Here is a 14,274-nt window from a genome sequence, read left to right on the forward strand (position 1 = left end):
CCCCGCGGACCGGCCCCGCCCAGGCCGACGAAGCTCCCGGGCCCCGCCGATGCCCCCAGCCCCGGCAACCCGGCGGCCCGGCAACCCCTCACTCGAACCCGGTAGAAGGACACACCCCCGCATGCCCCCTGCACACCCCCACACCACCCCCACCCCTTGCCCCTCCCCTTCCCCTTCCTCACCCCCACCCCCCGACCCCACCACCCCCCGCGACCTCGTGGGCATCGGCATCGGCCCCTTCAACCTCTCCCTCGCCGCCCTCGCCCACCCCCTCGCGGAGCTGGACGCCGTCTTCTACGAGCAGCGCCCCGCCTTCCACTGGCACCCCGGCCTGCTGATCGACGGCACCACCCTCCAGGTCCCCTTCCTCGCCGACCTGGTCACCCTCGCCGACCCCGCCAGCCCCTGGACCTTCCTCAACTACCTCCGCGCCCGCGACCGCCTCTACCCCTTCTACTTCGCCGAGCGCTTTCACATCCAGCGCGCCGAGTACGACGCCTACTGCCGCTGGGTCGCCGAGAACCTCCCCGGACTGCGCTTCGGCCACCAGATCGACGCCGTCCGCTGGAACCCCGAACGCGATGTCTTCGAGGTCGACCACACCCAGCTCGACGCCGACGGCGAGGCCGAGGCCCTCGGCCGCACCTACACCCGCTCCATCGTCCTCGGCATCGGCACCGAACCCCATGTCCCCGACCCGCTGCGCCCCCTGGTCGACGCCCCCGGCGTCCCCGTCCTGCACGCCGCCGACTATCTCGACCACCGCGAGGCCCTGCTCACCGCCGGACATGTCACCGTCATCGGCTCGGGCCAGTCCGGCGCCGAGGTCTTCCTCGACCTGCTCCGCCACCGCCCCGCCGGCCGCGAGCAACTCCACTGGCTGGGCCGCACCGAGGCGTTCGCGCCCATGGAGTACTCCAAACTCGGCCTCGAACACTTCACCCCCGACTACACCCGCTACTTCCACGCCCTCGCCGAACCCGTCCGCGACCGGCTCACCACCACCCAGTGGCAGCTCCACAAGGGCATCGGCGCCGACACCCTCGCCGCCATCCACGACGAGCTGTACCGCCGCACCCTGCACGGCGGCTGGCCCGACGCCGTCCTCACCCCCGGCGTCCGCGTCCGCACCGCGGGCCGGATCGCCACCACCAAGGTCGAACTGCACCTCGAACACCTCCAGCAGGGCACCCGCTCCCGGCTCACCACCGACGCCGTCGTCCTCGCCACCGGCTACCGCGAACGCCCCCTGGACCGCATCCTCGCCGGACTCGACCCCTATCTGCGCCGCGACAGCCGCGACCGGCTCCGCGTCGACGCCGACCACCGGCTCGTCCTGGACCCGTCCGTCACCGGCTCCGTCCATGTCCAGAACGCCGAGACCCACACCCATGGCGTCGGCGCCCCCGACCTCGGCCTCGCCGCCTGGCGCAGCGCCACCATCCTCAACGCCCTCACCGGCAAGGACGCCTACCCCCTGCCCCGCCGTACCGCCTTCACCACCTTCGGTCTCGAACAGCACCAGCCCCGGATCCCGTCCGCCCGCACCCCCCGCACCCTCACCCCGCTGACGGACGGAATCTGACGGACGGAATCTGACCGGCACCCCGCGACAGACACCCCCGGACCGACCACTCAGAACACCGGTGTGCCGTTCCGTGTCAACCGCCAGTCCACCGACGCGAAGTCCCCCGGATCCAGCACCCCCTTCGCGGTCACCCACTCCGCGATCCGGGTCCGGATCTCCGTCGACTCCGACCCACCTCCGGCGCGGACGCCACATGCGGAAAGGCGCCGCCGCCGTTGGCCGGCAATTGTTCACCGCGAACACGACGGGCCTCGACCGTCGTCAGTGTCTCGGTCGCCCTCCCGACGACGTTCATCGCCCGCGCCATCGGATGCACCGGCCCGCCCTCGGCGGTGATCGGCTCCACCGTCGCGTAGTAGTACGTCAGCGGTGTGCCCTGGATCGTGTCGACGGCGTCCAGCAGCGGCGTGTTGGCCTGCCCCTTCTCCGCCCGGACCTGCGCCACCGGCGTCGCGATCCGGGCCCTTGGCATTGCCCTGGGCATCGGAGTACTCCGCGTCCTTGAGGTAGTCCCAGTTGAAGATGTTCCCGCTCCCGGGTGGCGCCCCGCGCGGGCACCGCGCCCATCGCGCGACGCGTATGACGCACGGCGCATGACGCGCGTAGATTCCGACCCGGACATGACCAACCGCACCAGAGCCGGCCGATTGCGATCCGATGACCACGCCCCGGAGCATCCCCGCCCCCCACCCGAACTGACACAGTGAGACCCATGACCTCACCCGGCCCGGTCCCCTACGGCACCCCCGACGCCCCCCGCATCGCCGTCCGCGGCGAGGCCCACCTCGAAGTCGACCCCGAGATCGCCCGCATCGGCATCACCGTCACCGCCCGCGGGCGCGACCGCCGCACCGCCCTCGACGACCTCACCCGCCGCAACGCCACCGTCCTCGACCTCGTCAAGTCCTACGGCGACGCCGTCGAACGCGTCGAGACCGGCGCCCTCTCCCTCACCCCCCAGCTCACCAAGGGCCGCGGCGAACGCGTCCGCACCTACCAGGGCACCGTCCACCTCACCGCCGAACTCACCGACTTCACCGCCCTCGGCGAACTCACCACCCGCCTCGCCGACCTCGACCTCACCCGCGTCGACGGCCCCTGGTGGTCCCTGCGCCCCGACTCACCCGCCCACCGCGACGCCCGCCGCCGCGCCGTCCAGGAAGCCGTCCAGCGCGCCCGCGAATACGCCGAGGCCCTCGGCACCACCCTCGCCGCCCTCGTCGAACTCGCCGACACCGGCGCCGAGGCCCCCCACCCCTACGCCCCGGCCCCCGGCTCGATGCGCAGCGTGGCCTACGCCGCCGAGGACGCCGGCGCCGCCCCCCTCGACCTCGAACCCCAGCGCCAGCAGGTGTACGCCACCGTCAACGCCCGCTTCACCATGAACCCCCCGGCCCTCTGACCCGCACCGCCCAGCCCCGCCCCTCCATCAGGTGTGCGAGCCGTCGCACAAAGCAACCAGGCGATCAGAACACCCCGCCGAAATGCTCATCGGAGCGCCCCGGCGCACAATTCAATACTTGTCAACACCCCTTCATGCAAAGGTTGTTGAGTAGTCATGCCCGGCCAATTCTCTACCCACCGGTAGGCAATAGGCTCGTTACATGCGCCGAGCGAAAATCGTCTGCACCCTGGGCCCCGCCACCGACTCGTACGACCAGATCAAGGCGCTGGTCGAAGCCGGAATGGACGTGGCCCGCTTCAACCTCAGCCACGGCACCCACGCCGACCACGAGGAACGCTACCGGCGCGTCCGCAAGGCCGCCGACGAGACCGGCCGCAGCGTCGGTCTCCTCGCCGACCTTCAGGGCCCGAAGATCCGCCTCGGCCGCTTCACCGAAGGCCCCGTACTCCTTGAACGCGGAGACGCCTTCACCATCACCGTCGAACCCGAGGTCCAGGGCGACCGCGACATCTGCGGCACCACCTACCACGGCCTCGCCACCGACGTCACCCCCGGCGAACGCATCCTCGTCGACGACGGCAAGGTCTGCCTCGAAGTCACCGCCGTCGACGGCCCCCGCGTCCACACCACCGTCCTCGAAGGCGGCATGGTCTCCGACCACAAGGGCCTCAATCTCCCCGGCGTCGCCGTCTCCGTCCCCGCCCTCAGCGACAAGGACGAGGCCGACCTCCGCTGGGCGCTGCGCACCGGCTTCGACATCATCGCCCTCTCCTTCGTCCGCAGCGGACGCGACGCCGACGACGTCCACCGCATCATGGCCGAGGAGGGCCGCCGGCTCCCCCTCATCGCCAAGGTCGAGAAGCCCCAGGCCGTCGACGCCATCGACGACATCGTCGCCGCCTTCGACGGCATCATGGTCGCCCGCGGCGACCTCGGCGTCGAAATGCCGCTCGAACAGGTCCCCATCGTCCAGAAGCGCGCCATCAAACTCGCCCGGCGCAACGCCAAACCGGTCATCGTCGCCACCCAGATGCTCGACTCGATGATCGACAACTCCCGCCCCACCCGCGCCGAGGCCAGCGATGTCGCCAACGCCGTCATCGACGGCACCGACGCGGTCATGCTCTCCGGCGAGACCAGCGTCGGCAAATACCCCATCGAAACCGTCCGCACGATGGCCAAGATCGTCGAAGCGGCCGAGGAGGACCTCCTCGCCAAGGGGCTCCCGCCCCTCACCGAGCACAACAAACCCCGCACCCAGGGCGGCGCCGTCGCCCGCGCCGCCGCCGAGATGGGCGACTTCCTCGGCGCCAGGTTCCTCGTCGCCTTCACCCAGTCCGGCGACACCGCCCGCCGCCTCTCCCGCTACCGCTCCCCGATCCCCCTCCTCGCCTTCACCCCCGACCCCGCCACCCGCTCCCAGCTCAGCCTCACCTGGGGCATCGAAACCTTCCTCGGCCCCCACGTCGACTCCACCGACGCGATGGTCGACCAGGTCGACGAACTCCTCACCCGCTACGCCCGCTGCGCCCCCGGCGACACGGTCGTCATCACCGCAGGTTCCCCTCCGGGGGTTTCCGGGACGACGAACCTGGTGCGGGTGCACCACATCGGGGAGTCGAGCGGCTGAGGGGCTGATCAGTGGCCGGGGCCAACGGAGGAGAGGGACCGCCGGTGCACCGGCGGTCCCTCTCTCACACCCGGCCGAAGGGACGAGGAACTAGCCTTCCTCGATGATGCGCCGGGCCGCGTCCACCTTTTCCCGGTGCGCTGTGCGCAGCTTCTCCAGCGCCTTGGAATCCTTCTTTATGCCCGCGTTCTGGATCTCCGTCTCGGCCTTGAACCAGATGTCGAGCAAGCCCGTCTTCTCTTTGCATTCCACATCGGTGACAGCGGTCTGCTTCTCCTCGGCGGAGATTTCCTCCCCCTGGAATGCGGGGCTGTTCAGCGGGTCCATGGGGGAGTCGTACTCGAATCCAGCATTCCGCATGCATGCGGACCATTTCCGGAATGCTGCCGTCACCGCGGGGTCGCTGCGGGATTCGTCGTAGCTGCTGGTGGAGATATGGCGGGCGACGGCGGCCCCGGCAGGGTCGTCGTACTCGTCCGCAAGCGTGTCCATCGCCTGGCCGAAGCAGCCGTTCTCGGGAATCTCTTTCCCCTCGTACATGATTTTCCCGCCGCTTCCGATTTCCGCGCCGCGGTTTCCGTAGAACACCTTGAGCGCGTCTTCCGGGAGGTCCGGGCCGGTCGGCAGCGGGCCGGAGTCGGGGTGGTAGCCCAGGCGCTCGGCCTCGCTCGCGCTGGACAGTCCGTAGCGACGGTCGGCGGGAGCGGGCGCCGTCGGTTCCCGCCCCGGCGGCGCGTAGTCGATCCCGAAGGTGCGCATACAGCGCTGCGTCAGGATGTGCTGGGCGTTCTCGATTGCGGCGTCCTCGTCCGCCGTGTAGCTGTAGCGGGCGATGGGCAGCCGCTGGGTGTACGAGACATGCCGTTCGGCGGCCGTGCCGGAGGGGTCCGTGGTCCCGGCCGGGCCTCCGCCCCGCTCCTCCGGTCCGCTCCCGGAGGAGCAGCCGAGCAGGGCGACGGCCAGGGCCAGGCAGAGAGGTGCCAGGCGTCGCACAGGGGTCAGAACTTGTAGCAGTTGCCGTCGTAGCGGCCGTAGCCGAAGGACGCGTTGTCGTTGTACGTGTTCTGGAGGCGCTGGCCCGGTCCGTCGTTGGTGCTGCGGAAGGGCGGCAGGGAGTCGCACGCGCCGGCGAGGTTGCTGTTGAAGTAGATGACCAGGTTGTACGGGGCCAGGTTGACGGCCGAAGCGGCGTTGTTCTTCACCGCCTGGCCCTTTCCGGCACCGCTGCCGAGGAAGGTGTACCCGTTCAGGCTGTAGTGGTCGAATCCGACGAATGTCGTGCGCGAGCCGGCGAGGCCGCTGTTGTAGTAGAACGTCATGCAGTACGTCTCGTGGTCCGGGCAGACGAGCGTCGGGGCGGCCTGGGACTGCGGGGCCATTCCGAGCGTGAAGCCGGCGGTGGCGGCGGCGGTGATTCCCAGAGTGGCGATCTTGCGGCGCAATTGCATGACAGAGCTCCTGTGAGTGACAGTCACGGATGTCACGGCGCGGATTCGCGCCGCCGTTCGAACTGAAGGATCGTAACAACTTCCGCACCGTAGGGGAATTGAGTTTCCGGTGGGGCGAGCCGGTCTTCGGGCGTTACCGCACGGCGATTGAGACATCATGAAATGTCGCGATGTGGGCCAGGATTTCTCACTGCCGGAAAATGGAACGAGAGATTCAGTCGGACGCCGAAGGGCGCGGAAATGCGACGGGGATCCCGGGCGTCATCGACGCGCTGTGGATTCGGCGACCGGCACTCAGGCCGGGACTTCGGAGGATTCCTTTGAAAGGAAGGCAAGGTGCTCCGGGTGGGACTCGAACCCACACTGAATGGTGTTTGAGACCATCGTCTCTGCCGATTGGACTACCGGAGCTTCTTTGAACCGAAGGTAAGTGTAGCCCCTCGGTCACCCAAACATACAGGAGCTGGGTAGGCTCTGGGGGAGCAGTACCCCTGCCCCTGAACGAGGAGCCCCCGTGACCGCCCCCGAGTCGCCCCAGCCCGTAGACGCGCCCGACGACGACAAGTCGCACGTGCCTCCGCTGACGACCCGTGTCGTCATCGCCGAGGACGAGGCCCTGATCCGGCTGGACCTCAAAGAGATGCTGGAGGAGGAGGGCTACTCGGTCGTCGGCGAGGCCGGGGACGGGGAGCAGGCGGTGGAGCTGGCTCGTGAGCTGCGGCCCGATCTGGTGATCCTCGATGTGAAGATGCCCCGGCTCGACGGCATCTCGGCGGCCGAGAGGATCGCGGAGGAGTCCATCGCCCCCGTGCTGATGCTGACCGCGTTCTCGCAGCGGGACCTGGTCGAGCGCGCGCGGGACGCCGGGGCCATGGCCTATCTGGTCAAGCCGTTCAGCAAGAGCGATGTCGTCCCGGCCATCGAGATGGCCGTCTCGCGGTACACGCAGCTGAGGGAGCTGGAGAAGGAGGTCGCCGACCTCGCGCAGCGGCTGGAGACGCGGAAGCTGGTGGACCGGGCCAAGTCCATTCTCCAGACCGAGTACGGGCTGAGCGAGCCCGCCGCCTTCCGCTGGATCCAGAAGACCTCCATGGACCGCCGGATGTCCATGCAGCAGGTCGCCGAGGCCGTCATCGAGGACGCGGCGGAGAAGAAGGCGGCCAAGGGGGAGAAGGACTGACCGTCCGTCCGCGGGCGCGCCCGGTGTTCTTCCGTGAGCGACGCCCCGTGTCCTTCTGCGAGGCGCTCCCGGTGACCTGCGGCCAACGCGCTCCCGGTGACCTTCGGCGGACGCGCTCCCGGTCTCTCTCAGGGGGCCGCCCCCGATGCCCTTCCGTGGACCCCCTGAGCCCTTCCGGGGTCCCCGGACCCCTGAGCCCCTCCAGGGTCCCGGCTCCCCCAGGAACCCCCGCCCGTCCCCGCCCCCACAGCCGCCCCCACAGCCGACCGCACCGAGGCCCGCGCCCCCTCACAGGGGACGCGGGCCTCGGATGTGTCGGTGTGCCCCCGGTTCAGTCCTCGCCGAGGTACGCCTTTCTGACCGACTCGTCGTGCAGCAGATCCTGGCCGCTGCCGGACAGGACGATCTTCCCGACCTCCATGACATGGCCGTGATCGGCCAGTGACAGGGCCGCCTGGGCGTTCTGCTCGATCAGCAGGATCGTGGTGCCCTGCGACTTCAGCTCCTGGATCGTCGCCATGATCTTCTGCATCATGATCGGCGACAGCCCCATGGACGGCTCGTCCAGCATCAGCAGCTTGGGCTGGGACATCAGCGCCCGGCCCATCGCCAGCATCTGCTGCTCACCGCCGGAGAGGGTGCCGGCGGCCTGCTTGTGCCGTTCGCCGAGGATGGGGAAGAGATCGTAGGCGCGCTGGATGTCCTTCTCGATGCCTTCCTTGTCATTGCGCAGGAAGGCGCCGAGCCGGAGATTGTCCTCGATCGTCATCCGGGGGAAGATGTGCCGCCCCTCGGGTGAGTGGGCGAGCCCCAGGGACACGATCTTGTGCGCGGGGATCTTGTTCAGCGTCCGGCCGTCGAACTTGATCTGTCCGCCGAGCGGCTGGAGCAGCCCCGAGAGGGTGCGCAGCGTCGTGGTCTTGCCGGCGCCGTTGGTGCCGATGAGGGTGACGACCTCGCCGGCCTCGACCTTGAACGAGATGCCCTTGACCGCCTCGATCTTGCCGTAGGCGACCCTGAGGTCCTCGACCTCCAGCAGTGCGGTCACTTCTCGTCCCCTTCCGACTGCGTGGCGCTGTGCGCCTCGGCGGCCTCGACCTCGGCGACTTCCTCGCCGCCGGGCGCCCCCTCGAAGGGGGTTCCGAGATAGGCGGCGATGACGCGTTCGTCGGCCTGGACCACTTCGGCGCTGCCCTCGACGAGCTTCTCCCCCTGAACCAGCACGGCCACCCGGTCGCTGAGGTTCATGATGAACCGGATGTCGTGCTCGATGACGAGCACGGCGGTGCCCTTGTCCCGGATGGCGAAGACGAGTTCCTCGGTGGCCCGGGTCTCCTGCGGGTTCATACCGGCCGTCGGCTCGTCCAGCAGGAGGAGCCCTGGATCGCTGGCGAGAGCGCGGGCGATTTCGAGCTTGCGCTGCTCGCCGTACGGCAGGTTGCGCGCGAGATGGTCGGCCTTGGCGGCCAGGCCGGTGAAGGTCAGCAGTTCCATGGCGCGGGCGCGGGACTCCTTCTCCGCCCGGTGGAACCGCGGCAGGCGCAGCAGCGCGGACCAGAGACCCTCATTGGTCCGGGTGTGCCGACCGACGAGCACGTTCTCCAGGACGGTCATATTGGCGAAGAGCCGGATGTTCTGGAAGGTGCGCGCGATACCGGCCTGGGTGACCAGATGCGGTTTGGGCGGCAGGACCCGGCCCTTGTAGGTGACGGTGCCGCTGGTCGGGACGTACAGACCGGTGAGGCAGTTGAAGAACGTGGTCTTCCCCGCGCCGTTGGGACCGATCAGTCCGACGATCTCTCCGCTGTTGACCTGGAGGTCGACATCGCGTACGGCGGTGAGTCCGCCGAAGCGCATGGTGACGCCGCTCGCGTCGAGCACGGTGGTCGTGGTGGTCGGTGTGGTCGGTGTGGTCGTGGTCATTTCGCCTCACGCCCCTGCCTTGGCGACGCCGGTCGCACCGTCGGGCAGAGCGGTGCCCTCGGGCACGTCGAGCTGTCCGGTCTCGTGGAACTCCAGTTGCTTTCTGCGGTCGGCGATCAGGCCCTCGGGCCGGAAGCGCATCAGCAGCATCAGCGCGAAGCCGAACAGCAGCAACTGGTACTCGGCCATGAACTGGAGTTTGGCCGGGATGAGGTAGAGCAGCGCGGCACCGATCAACGGGCCGCTGATGGTGCCCATGCCGCCGAGGATGACGGCGGCGAGCAGGAAGGCCGAGTTGGGCGGCACGGAACCGGCGAACTGGTACTGCTCGGGCGTCACGCTGTAGGAGACATGCGCCTGGACGGTGCCGGCCAGTCCGGCGAGGGCGGCACCGAGCGCGAAGGCGAGCAGCTTGAGCCGGAAGCCGTTGATGCCCATCGCGGTGGCGGCGGTCTCGTCCTCGCGGATGGCGACCCAGGCGCGGCCGATCCGGGATTCGGCGGAGCGCCGGAACACCATCACGACGATGGCCGTGAACAGCAGCATGAGCAGGTAGTAGTTGGCCGACCGGGTCAGTTCGTGGCCGAGCACATTGTGCGGGACCCCGAAGTTGAACCCGAAGACCTCCAGGTCGGGGATCTGCGGGATGCCGTTCGAGCCGTTGGTGACATCGGGGCCGCTGTTGCCGTTCAGGTTGTTCATGGTGATGCGGAAGATCTCACCGAACCCGAGGGTCACGATGGCGAGATAGTCGCCCCGCAGCCGCAGCGTGGGGGCGCCGATCACCACACCGAAGATCAGCGAGGCGGCGGCGCCGGTGAGCACCGCGGCCCAGAACGGGAACTGCACCCCGAGGGTGGACGCCGGGGAGCCGGAGACCAGGGCCGCGGCATAGGCGCCGACACCGAGGAAGGCGACGTAGCCGAGGTCGAGGAGCCCGGCCAGGCCGACGACGACGTTCAGGCCCAGGGCGACCGTGGCGAAGATCAGGATGTTGGCGCCGATCAGCGCGTACTGGTCGTTGCTCTGGGTGAACGGAAAGCAGATCGCGGCGGCGAACGCCGCGCCGAGGGTCACATTGCGGTGCTTGGCGGTGAGCGCCGAGAGCCGCTTGAGGAGCCCGGCGCGATTCACCGCGGTGAAGCCGAAGGCGGCGATGATGAGGAAGCCGATGAACAGCTCGGAGTACTCGGTGCCGATACCGAAGGCGAAGACGTAGAGCCCGGCGCCGAAGCCCGCGGCGATGATCAGGATCTCGGTCCAGGCGGGGAGTTCCTTGGCGCGGCCCGGGTCGGGGGCGGTGAAGGCGTGCGGGATCCGGTCCCAGAGGCCGGGAGCGGGCGCGCCGGTGGCGTGGGGCTGGTCGGCGGGGAGCCCGAGGGCGCCGATGACGGCGATCAGCGCGCCGATCCCGGATATCCAGGCGCCGGGTTCGAGATTGACCAGGCCGCCGAGTTCCTGGGTGATGGCGCCCATGGTGTAGCCGGTGGTGCCGAGGACGCCGAGGGTCATCAGCAGGACGGGGCTGCTGCTGCCGCCGGGGGTGAGCCAGCGCAGCCCGCGCACGCCCTGGCCGGAGAGCGCGAAGAGCAGGCTCAGCAGGGAGCCCACCAGGGTCAGGATCTGGAGACCGCCGGGGTAGCCGGTGACGGTGAGGTCACCGGGGAACTCGTCGGTCCAGGTCCAGGCCAGGAAGGTGCCGACCAGGGCGACGGCGGAGCCGGCCAGGGTGACGATCCGGGCCACGGACGTGGGAAGCGGGATCAAGGGGGCCGGCCGGGTGTCCGGTGCCTTGGCGGAGTCGGTGAGGGTCTGGGAGGTCATGGGTATCACGCCCGATCCGCTACGCGTTCGCCGAGCAGACCCTGTGGCCGGAACAGCAGAACGAGGATGAGCAGGCTGAAGGCCCAGACGTCCTTCCAGGCACCGCCGCCGAAGAGGTCCATACCGGGGATGTCACCGATGTAGCCGGTGGCCAGGGCTTCGGCGACGCCGAGGACGATGCCGCCGAGCATGGCGCCGTAGATGTTGCCGATGCCGCCGAGGACGGCCGCGGTGAACGCCTTGAGGCCCATGAGGAAGCCCATCCGGAAGCCGACCTGGCCGTTCTTCAGGCCGTAGGCGACCGCCGCGATGGCGGCGAACGCCGCACCGATCGCGAACGCCATCACGATGATGCGGTCGGTGTTGACGCCCATCAGCTTGGCGGTGTCGGGGTCCTGGGCGGTGGCCTGCATACCGCGACCGGAGCGGGTCTTGGTGACGAAGAGACCGAGGGCGGTCATGCACAGCGGCGCGGCGATCAGTACGAAGAGATCACCGCGCTGGATGTTGGCGCCCAGTATGTCGATGGCGCCGCCCTCGAACTGGGGGAAGGGGTGGTCCTTCTTGGCGTCCGGGTACCACATCCACACCATCTGCTGGAGCACGATGGAGAGGCCGATCGCGGTGATCAGGGGGGCCAGCCGTGGTGCTCCGCGCAGTGGTCGGTAGGCGAAGCGTTCCGCCGCGGTCGCCACGGAGACCGAGACGAGGATGCCGCCGACGATCATGAGCGGGACGGCGGCGCCCAGCGCGAAGCCGTCGGGGAGCACGAGCCATACGGTGAGAGCCCCGAAGCCCCCGACCATGAAGATCTCGCCGTGGGCGAAGTTGATGAGCTGGACAATGCCGTAGACCATCGTGTAGCCGATCGCGATGAGACCGTACATCGCGCCGAGGATGAGTCCATTGGCCAGCTGTTGCGGCAGTTCGTTCACCGCAGGGCCTCCGTAGGGGTGATTCGGATACGGCGCCGCGCGGGAGCACTGGTGGGCGCTCCCGCGCGGCCTGGGTCAATGTGCGTGATGGAGAACCGTTGTTCCTCGTCCCTCGGTCAGCCCAGCGACGGGGTGCCGCTGTACGCCGGCGCCCACGCGTTGTTCTCGATCTTGTAGGCGGTCATGGTGGTGTTGGTGGTGTCACCGAACTCGTCGAAGGAGATGGTGCCGGTGACGCCGTCGAACTTGACCTTGCTCATGGCGTCCAGGACGGCCTTGCGCGCGTCGTCCGGGAGCTGGCCGTCATTGCCCTCGACGGCCAGCTTGACGGCCTCGATGATCGACCAGGCGGCGTCGTAGGTGAGGCCGCCGTAGACCTCGTACGGGTCCTCGTAGCTCTCGGCCTCGTAGTCCGCGATGAACTGCTTCGCGGAGTCGAGCTGCTCGACCGGCTTGCCGACGGAGGTGCCGAGGTCGCCCGCGGCCTTCTTGTTCAGCTCCCCGTAGTCGCCCGAGACGATGCCGTCGCCGCCCATGAGGGGGATGTTCTGGCCGCTGTCCTTGAGCTGCTGGCTCAGGGGCGCGGCGGCCGGGTACTCGCCGCCGTAGTAGAGGGCCTGGGCGCCGGTGCCGTCGACCTTGGCGACGACCGAGTTGAAGTCGCGGTCCTCGGGGTTGACGTGGTCCTCGCCGACGATCTCGCCGCCGAGCTTGGTGAAGTTCGTCTTGAAGGAGGCGGCGAGGCCGGCGCCGTAGGTCTTCTGGTCGTCGATCAGATAGACCTTCTGGATCTTCGCCTGGTTGTAGAGGTAGTCCGCGGCGAAGGCGCCCTGGATCTCGTCCGTGGTGGCGGTGCGGAAGAAGGTCTTGAACTGGCGCACGGAGTCGCCGGTCTTCCAGCCGTCGCCCTGGGTCAGCTCGGTGCCGGTGTTGGCGGGCGAGACCTGGGTGAGCCCGGCGTCGTTGAACGGCTTCTGCATCTGCTGCGAAACGCTGGAGTTCAGCGGGCCTACGACACCCACGACATCCGCGTTGCTGATGAACTTCTGGGCGTTCTGCTGGCCGACCGAGGGCTGGGCCTGGTCGTCCAGGGGCTCCAGCACGAACTCGACGCCTTCGACGTACTCGTCCTTGTTGGCCGTCTTCACGGCCAGCTCGGCGGAGTTGCGGATGCCGAGACCGAGCGCGGACAGATCACCGGTCAGCGGGGCGTCTACGCCGATGACAACCTGGGTCTTGTCGCCGCTGTCGCTGCTGGCGCTGTCGTCACGCGACCCACAGGCGGTGAGTGTCAGCGAGCCCGCGGCGAGTGCCGCGGTGATGGCGAGGATCGAACGTTGACGCACGAATCAGGTCCTTTCCCTGGCACGGCGGTTCCTGGTTGGAACGCGCCGAGTCGAGCGCCGGGTCGAAATGTCTTCGAATCCGAAGGCGCGGTGACTGGCGGTGACTCTAAGCGCGTGCGGGGAACCGGGAGGAGGGTCTGACGAAGGCTGTGACGCTCTTGTTATGACACGACGTAATGCAGAGCGGTACTCGCCGGGCGGAACCGTGGAATTCCAGCCGATTCGCCCAGTCCACATGGTGAGACTTGCAGGATCAGGCGCCTGTCATCAGGAGTGTTCCGGTGATTTGGTGATGTCATGAAGTTGTTGCCGAGGGCTACTTGAAGAGGGCTCGGGAGGGCCCGCGCATAGGGCGCACGCGGGGGCGAATGGGTCCGCCTGTATTGCGTGCGGATTACATAGCGTTACCCGTATGGAAAGGGAGTCCAGGGTTCCGCGGCACTTTTCCGTAATCGATCACCTTCGGTGTGATGGTGATCTTGCGAGGGTTATTCAGTGATGTGCGGAATAGCGCCCTCGGTTTCACGGCCGGGCGGGATCGGGCCGGATGCCTCGAAATGGGACCGCCGTCTCGGCATCCGGCCGGGCGCGGGGCGAGCGGTACTGCGCGGTCGGGTGCGCGGGGCGGGGCGGAGTGGGGGCGGTAGGGCAGCGGTGCGGGCTGGGGGTGGGCCGGGGGTGGGCTGGGCTGGGGTGGAGCCGCACCGGGCCGTCGTCGCGTGGGCGAGGGGCTCAACGGGTCGGTGCGGGGGAGGGCTTGCCGCGATGGGTGGCCGAAAGGGTGAGGCGCCGCGGCCCGTTACCGGGCTTCCGTGAACCGGCGGGGGTGGGGGTGGGGGCGGCGGCGTCGGCGGGCCGGGAGGTGTGCGGGCGGGAGCGGCGAGTGCCTTGTGCCGCTCGGGGGGGGTGCCCCTATGGGTTTGGTCAAGGTGATGGGGCAGGTTGGGGATCGTAGTAGGTGCCGTCTCGGAGCATGGCGAAGAGGACGTCGGCCC

11 protein-coding genes, 1 tRNA gene and 1 pseudogene are annotated in these 14,274 nt (G+C 68.9%); 4 read left to right on the forward strand and 9 right to left on the reverse strand.

The window, feature by feature from the left end:
- The first annotated feature begins 121 nt into the window (after positions 1-121).
- Entirely contained in the window at positions 122-1,585 is a 1,464-nt protein-coding gene (locus ABZX40_RS09300) for a SidA/IucD/PvdA family monooxygenase (protein WP_355736779.1), read from the forward strand.
- Positions 1,586-1,868: 283 nt separating this feature from the next.
- On the opposite strand, the pseudogene ABZX40_RS09305 reads toward ABZX40_RS09300, so the two are convergent.
- A pseudogene (locus tag ABZX40_RS09305) lies at positions 1,869-2,169 on the reverse strand (bifunctional metallophosphatase/5'-nucleotidase); the annotation flags it as partial.
- A gap of 131 nt (positions 2,170-2,300) precedes the next feature.
- On the opposite strand from ABZX40_RS09305, the gene ABZX40_RS09310 reads away from it, so the two are divergent.
- Entirely contained in the window at positions 2,301-2,990 is a 690-nt protein-coding gene (locus ABZX40_RS09310) for an SIMPL domain-containing protein (RefSeq protein WP_355736782.1), read from the forward strand.
- 202 nt (positions 2,991-3,192) lie between these two features.
- Positions 3,193-4,623 (forward strand): pyruvate kinase, encoded by a 1,431-nt coding sequence (gene pyk, locus ABZX40_RS09315; protein WP_355736784.1) that lies wholly within the window; start codon positions 3,193-3,195, stop codon positions 4,621-4,623.
- Between the two features lie 90 nt (positions 4,624-4,713).
- Here pyk and ABZX40_RS09320 read toward each other — a convergent pair whose 3' ends face one another.
- The 3 genes from ABZX40_RS09320 to ABZX40_RS09330 all read right to left on the reverse strand — a co-directional run bounded on the left by ABZX40_RS09320 (position 4,714) and on the right by ABZX40_RS09330 (position 6,482).
- Positions 4,714-5,616, reverse strand: coding sequence for a hypothetical protein (locus ABZX40_RS09320; protein WP_355736787.1), 903 nt, complete (start codon positions 5,614-5,616; stop codon positions 4,714-4,716).
- Between the two features lie 5 nt (positions 5,617-5,621).
- Positions 5,622-6,071 (reverse strand): hypothetical protein, encoded by a 450-nt coding sequence (locus tag ABZX40_RS09325; RefSeq protein ID WP_355736790.1) that lies wholly within the window; start codon positions 6,069-6,071, stop codon positions 5,622-5,624.
- Positions 6,072-6,408: 337 nt separating this feature from the next.
- Positions 6,409-6,482, reverse strand: a tRNA-Leu gene (locus ABZX40_RS09330).
- A 103-nt stretch (positions 6,483-6,585) separates the two neighbouring features.
- On the opposite strand from ABZX40_RS09330, the gene ABZX40_RS09335 reads away from it, so the two are divergent.
- Positions 6,586-7,251, forward strand: coding sequence for a response regulator (locus tag ABZX40_RS09335; protein ID WP_355736792.1), 666 nt, complete (start codon positions 6,586-6,588; stop codon positions 7,249-7,251).
- Between the two features lie 331 nt (positions 7,252-7,582).
- On the opposite strand, the gene ABZX40_RS09340 is transcribed toward ABZX40_RS09335, so the two are convergent.
- The 5 genes from ABZX40_RS09340 to ABZX40_RS09360 form a co-directional block, all read right to left on the reverse strand.
- On the reverse strand, positions 7,583-8,299 hold the full coding sequence (locus ABZX40_RS09340) for an ABC transporter ATP-binding protein (protein WP_355736794.1): 717 nt from the start codon (positions 8,297-8,299) through the stop codon (positions 7,583-7,585).
- Positions 8,296-9,174, reverse strand: coding sequence for an ABC transporter ATP-binding protein (locus ABZX40_RS09345; RefSeq protein ID WP_355736797.1), 879 nt, complete (start codon positions 9,172-9,174; stop codon positions 8,296-8,298). The genes ABZX40_RS09340 and ABZX40_RS09345 overlap by 4 nt, the downstream gene beginning before the upstream one ends.
- 6 nt (positions 9,175-9,180) lie before the next feature.
- Positions 9,181-10,998 (reverse strand): branched-chain amino acid ABC transporter permease, encoded by a 1,818-nt coding sequence (locus tag ABZX40_RS09350; protein ID WP_355736800.1) that lies wholly within the window; start codon positions 10,996-10,998, stop codon positions 9,181-9,183.
- A 5-nt stretch (positions 10,999-11,003) separates the two neighbouring features.
- On the reverse strand, positions 11,004-11,933 hold the full coding sequence (locus ABZX40_RS09355) for a branched-chain amino acid ABC transporter permease (protein WP_355736803.1): 930 nt from the start codon (positions 11,931-11,933) through the stop codon (positions 11,004-11,006).
- Positions 11,934-12,049: 116 nt separating this feature from the next.
- On the reverse strand, positions 12,050-13,264 hold the full coding sequence (locus ABZX40_RS09360; RefSeq protein WP_355736855.1) for a branched-chain amino acid ABC transporter substrate-binding protein: 1,215 nt from the start codon (positions 13,262-13,264) through the stop codon (positions 12,050-12,052).
- Positions 13,265-14,274: the final 1,010 nt, after the last annotated feature.

It is taken from the genome of Streptomyces sp. NPDC004610 (assembly GCF_040609715.1).
In the GTDB taxonomy this organism is placed as follows: domain Bacteria; phylum Actinomycetota; class Actinomycetes; order Streptomycetales; family Streptomycetaceae; genus Streptomyces.

What these genes read in the sequence shown, in the direction of transcription:
- pyk (WP_355736784.1), top strand. Translation starts at nt 3,193, where the DNA reads ATGCGCCGAGCGAAAATCGTCTGCACCCTGGGCCCCGCCACCGACTCG.
- ABZX40_RS09325 (WP_355736790.1), bottom strand. Translation starts at nt 6,071, where the DNA reads ATGCAATTGCGCCGCAAGATCGCCACTCTGGGAATCACCGCCGCCGCC.
- ABZX40_RS09310 (WP_355736782.1), top strand. Translation starts at nt 2,301, where the DNA reads ATGACCTCACCCGGCCCGGTCCCCTACGGCACCCCCGACGCCCCCCGC.
- ABZX40_RS09300 (WP_355736779.1), top strand. Translation starts at nt 122, where the DNA reads ATGCCCCCTGCACACCCCCACACCACCCCCACCCCTTGCCCCTCCCCT.
- ABZX40_RS09350 (WP_355736800.1), bottom strand. Translation starts at nt 10,998, where the DNA reads ATGACCTCCCAGACCCTCACCGACTCCGCCAAGGCACCGGACACCCGG.
- ABZX40_RS09345 (WP_355736797.1), bottom strand. Translation starts at nt 9,174, where the DNA reads ATGACCACGACCACACCGACCACACCGACCACCACGACCACCGTGCTC.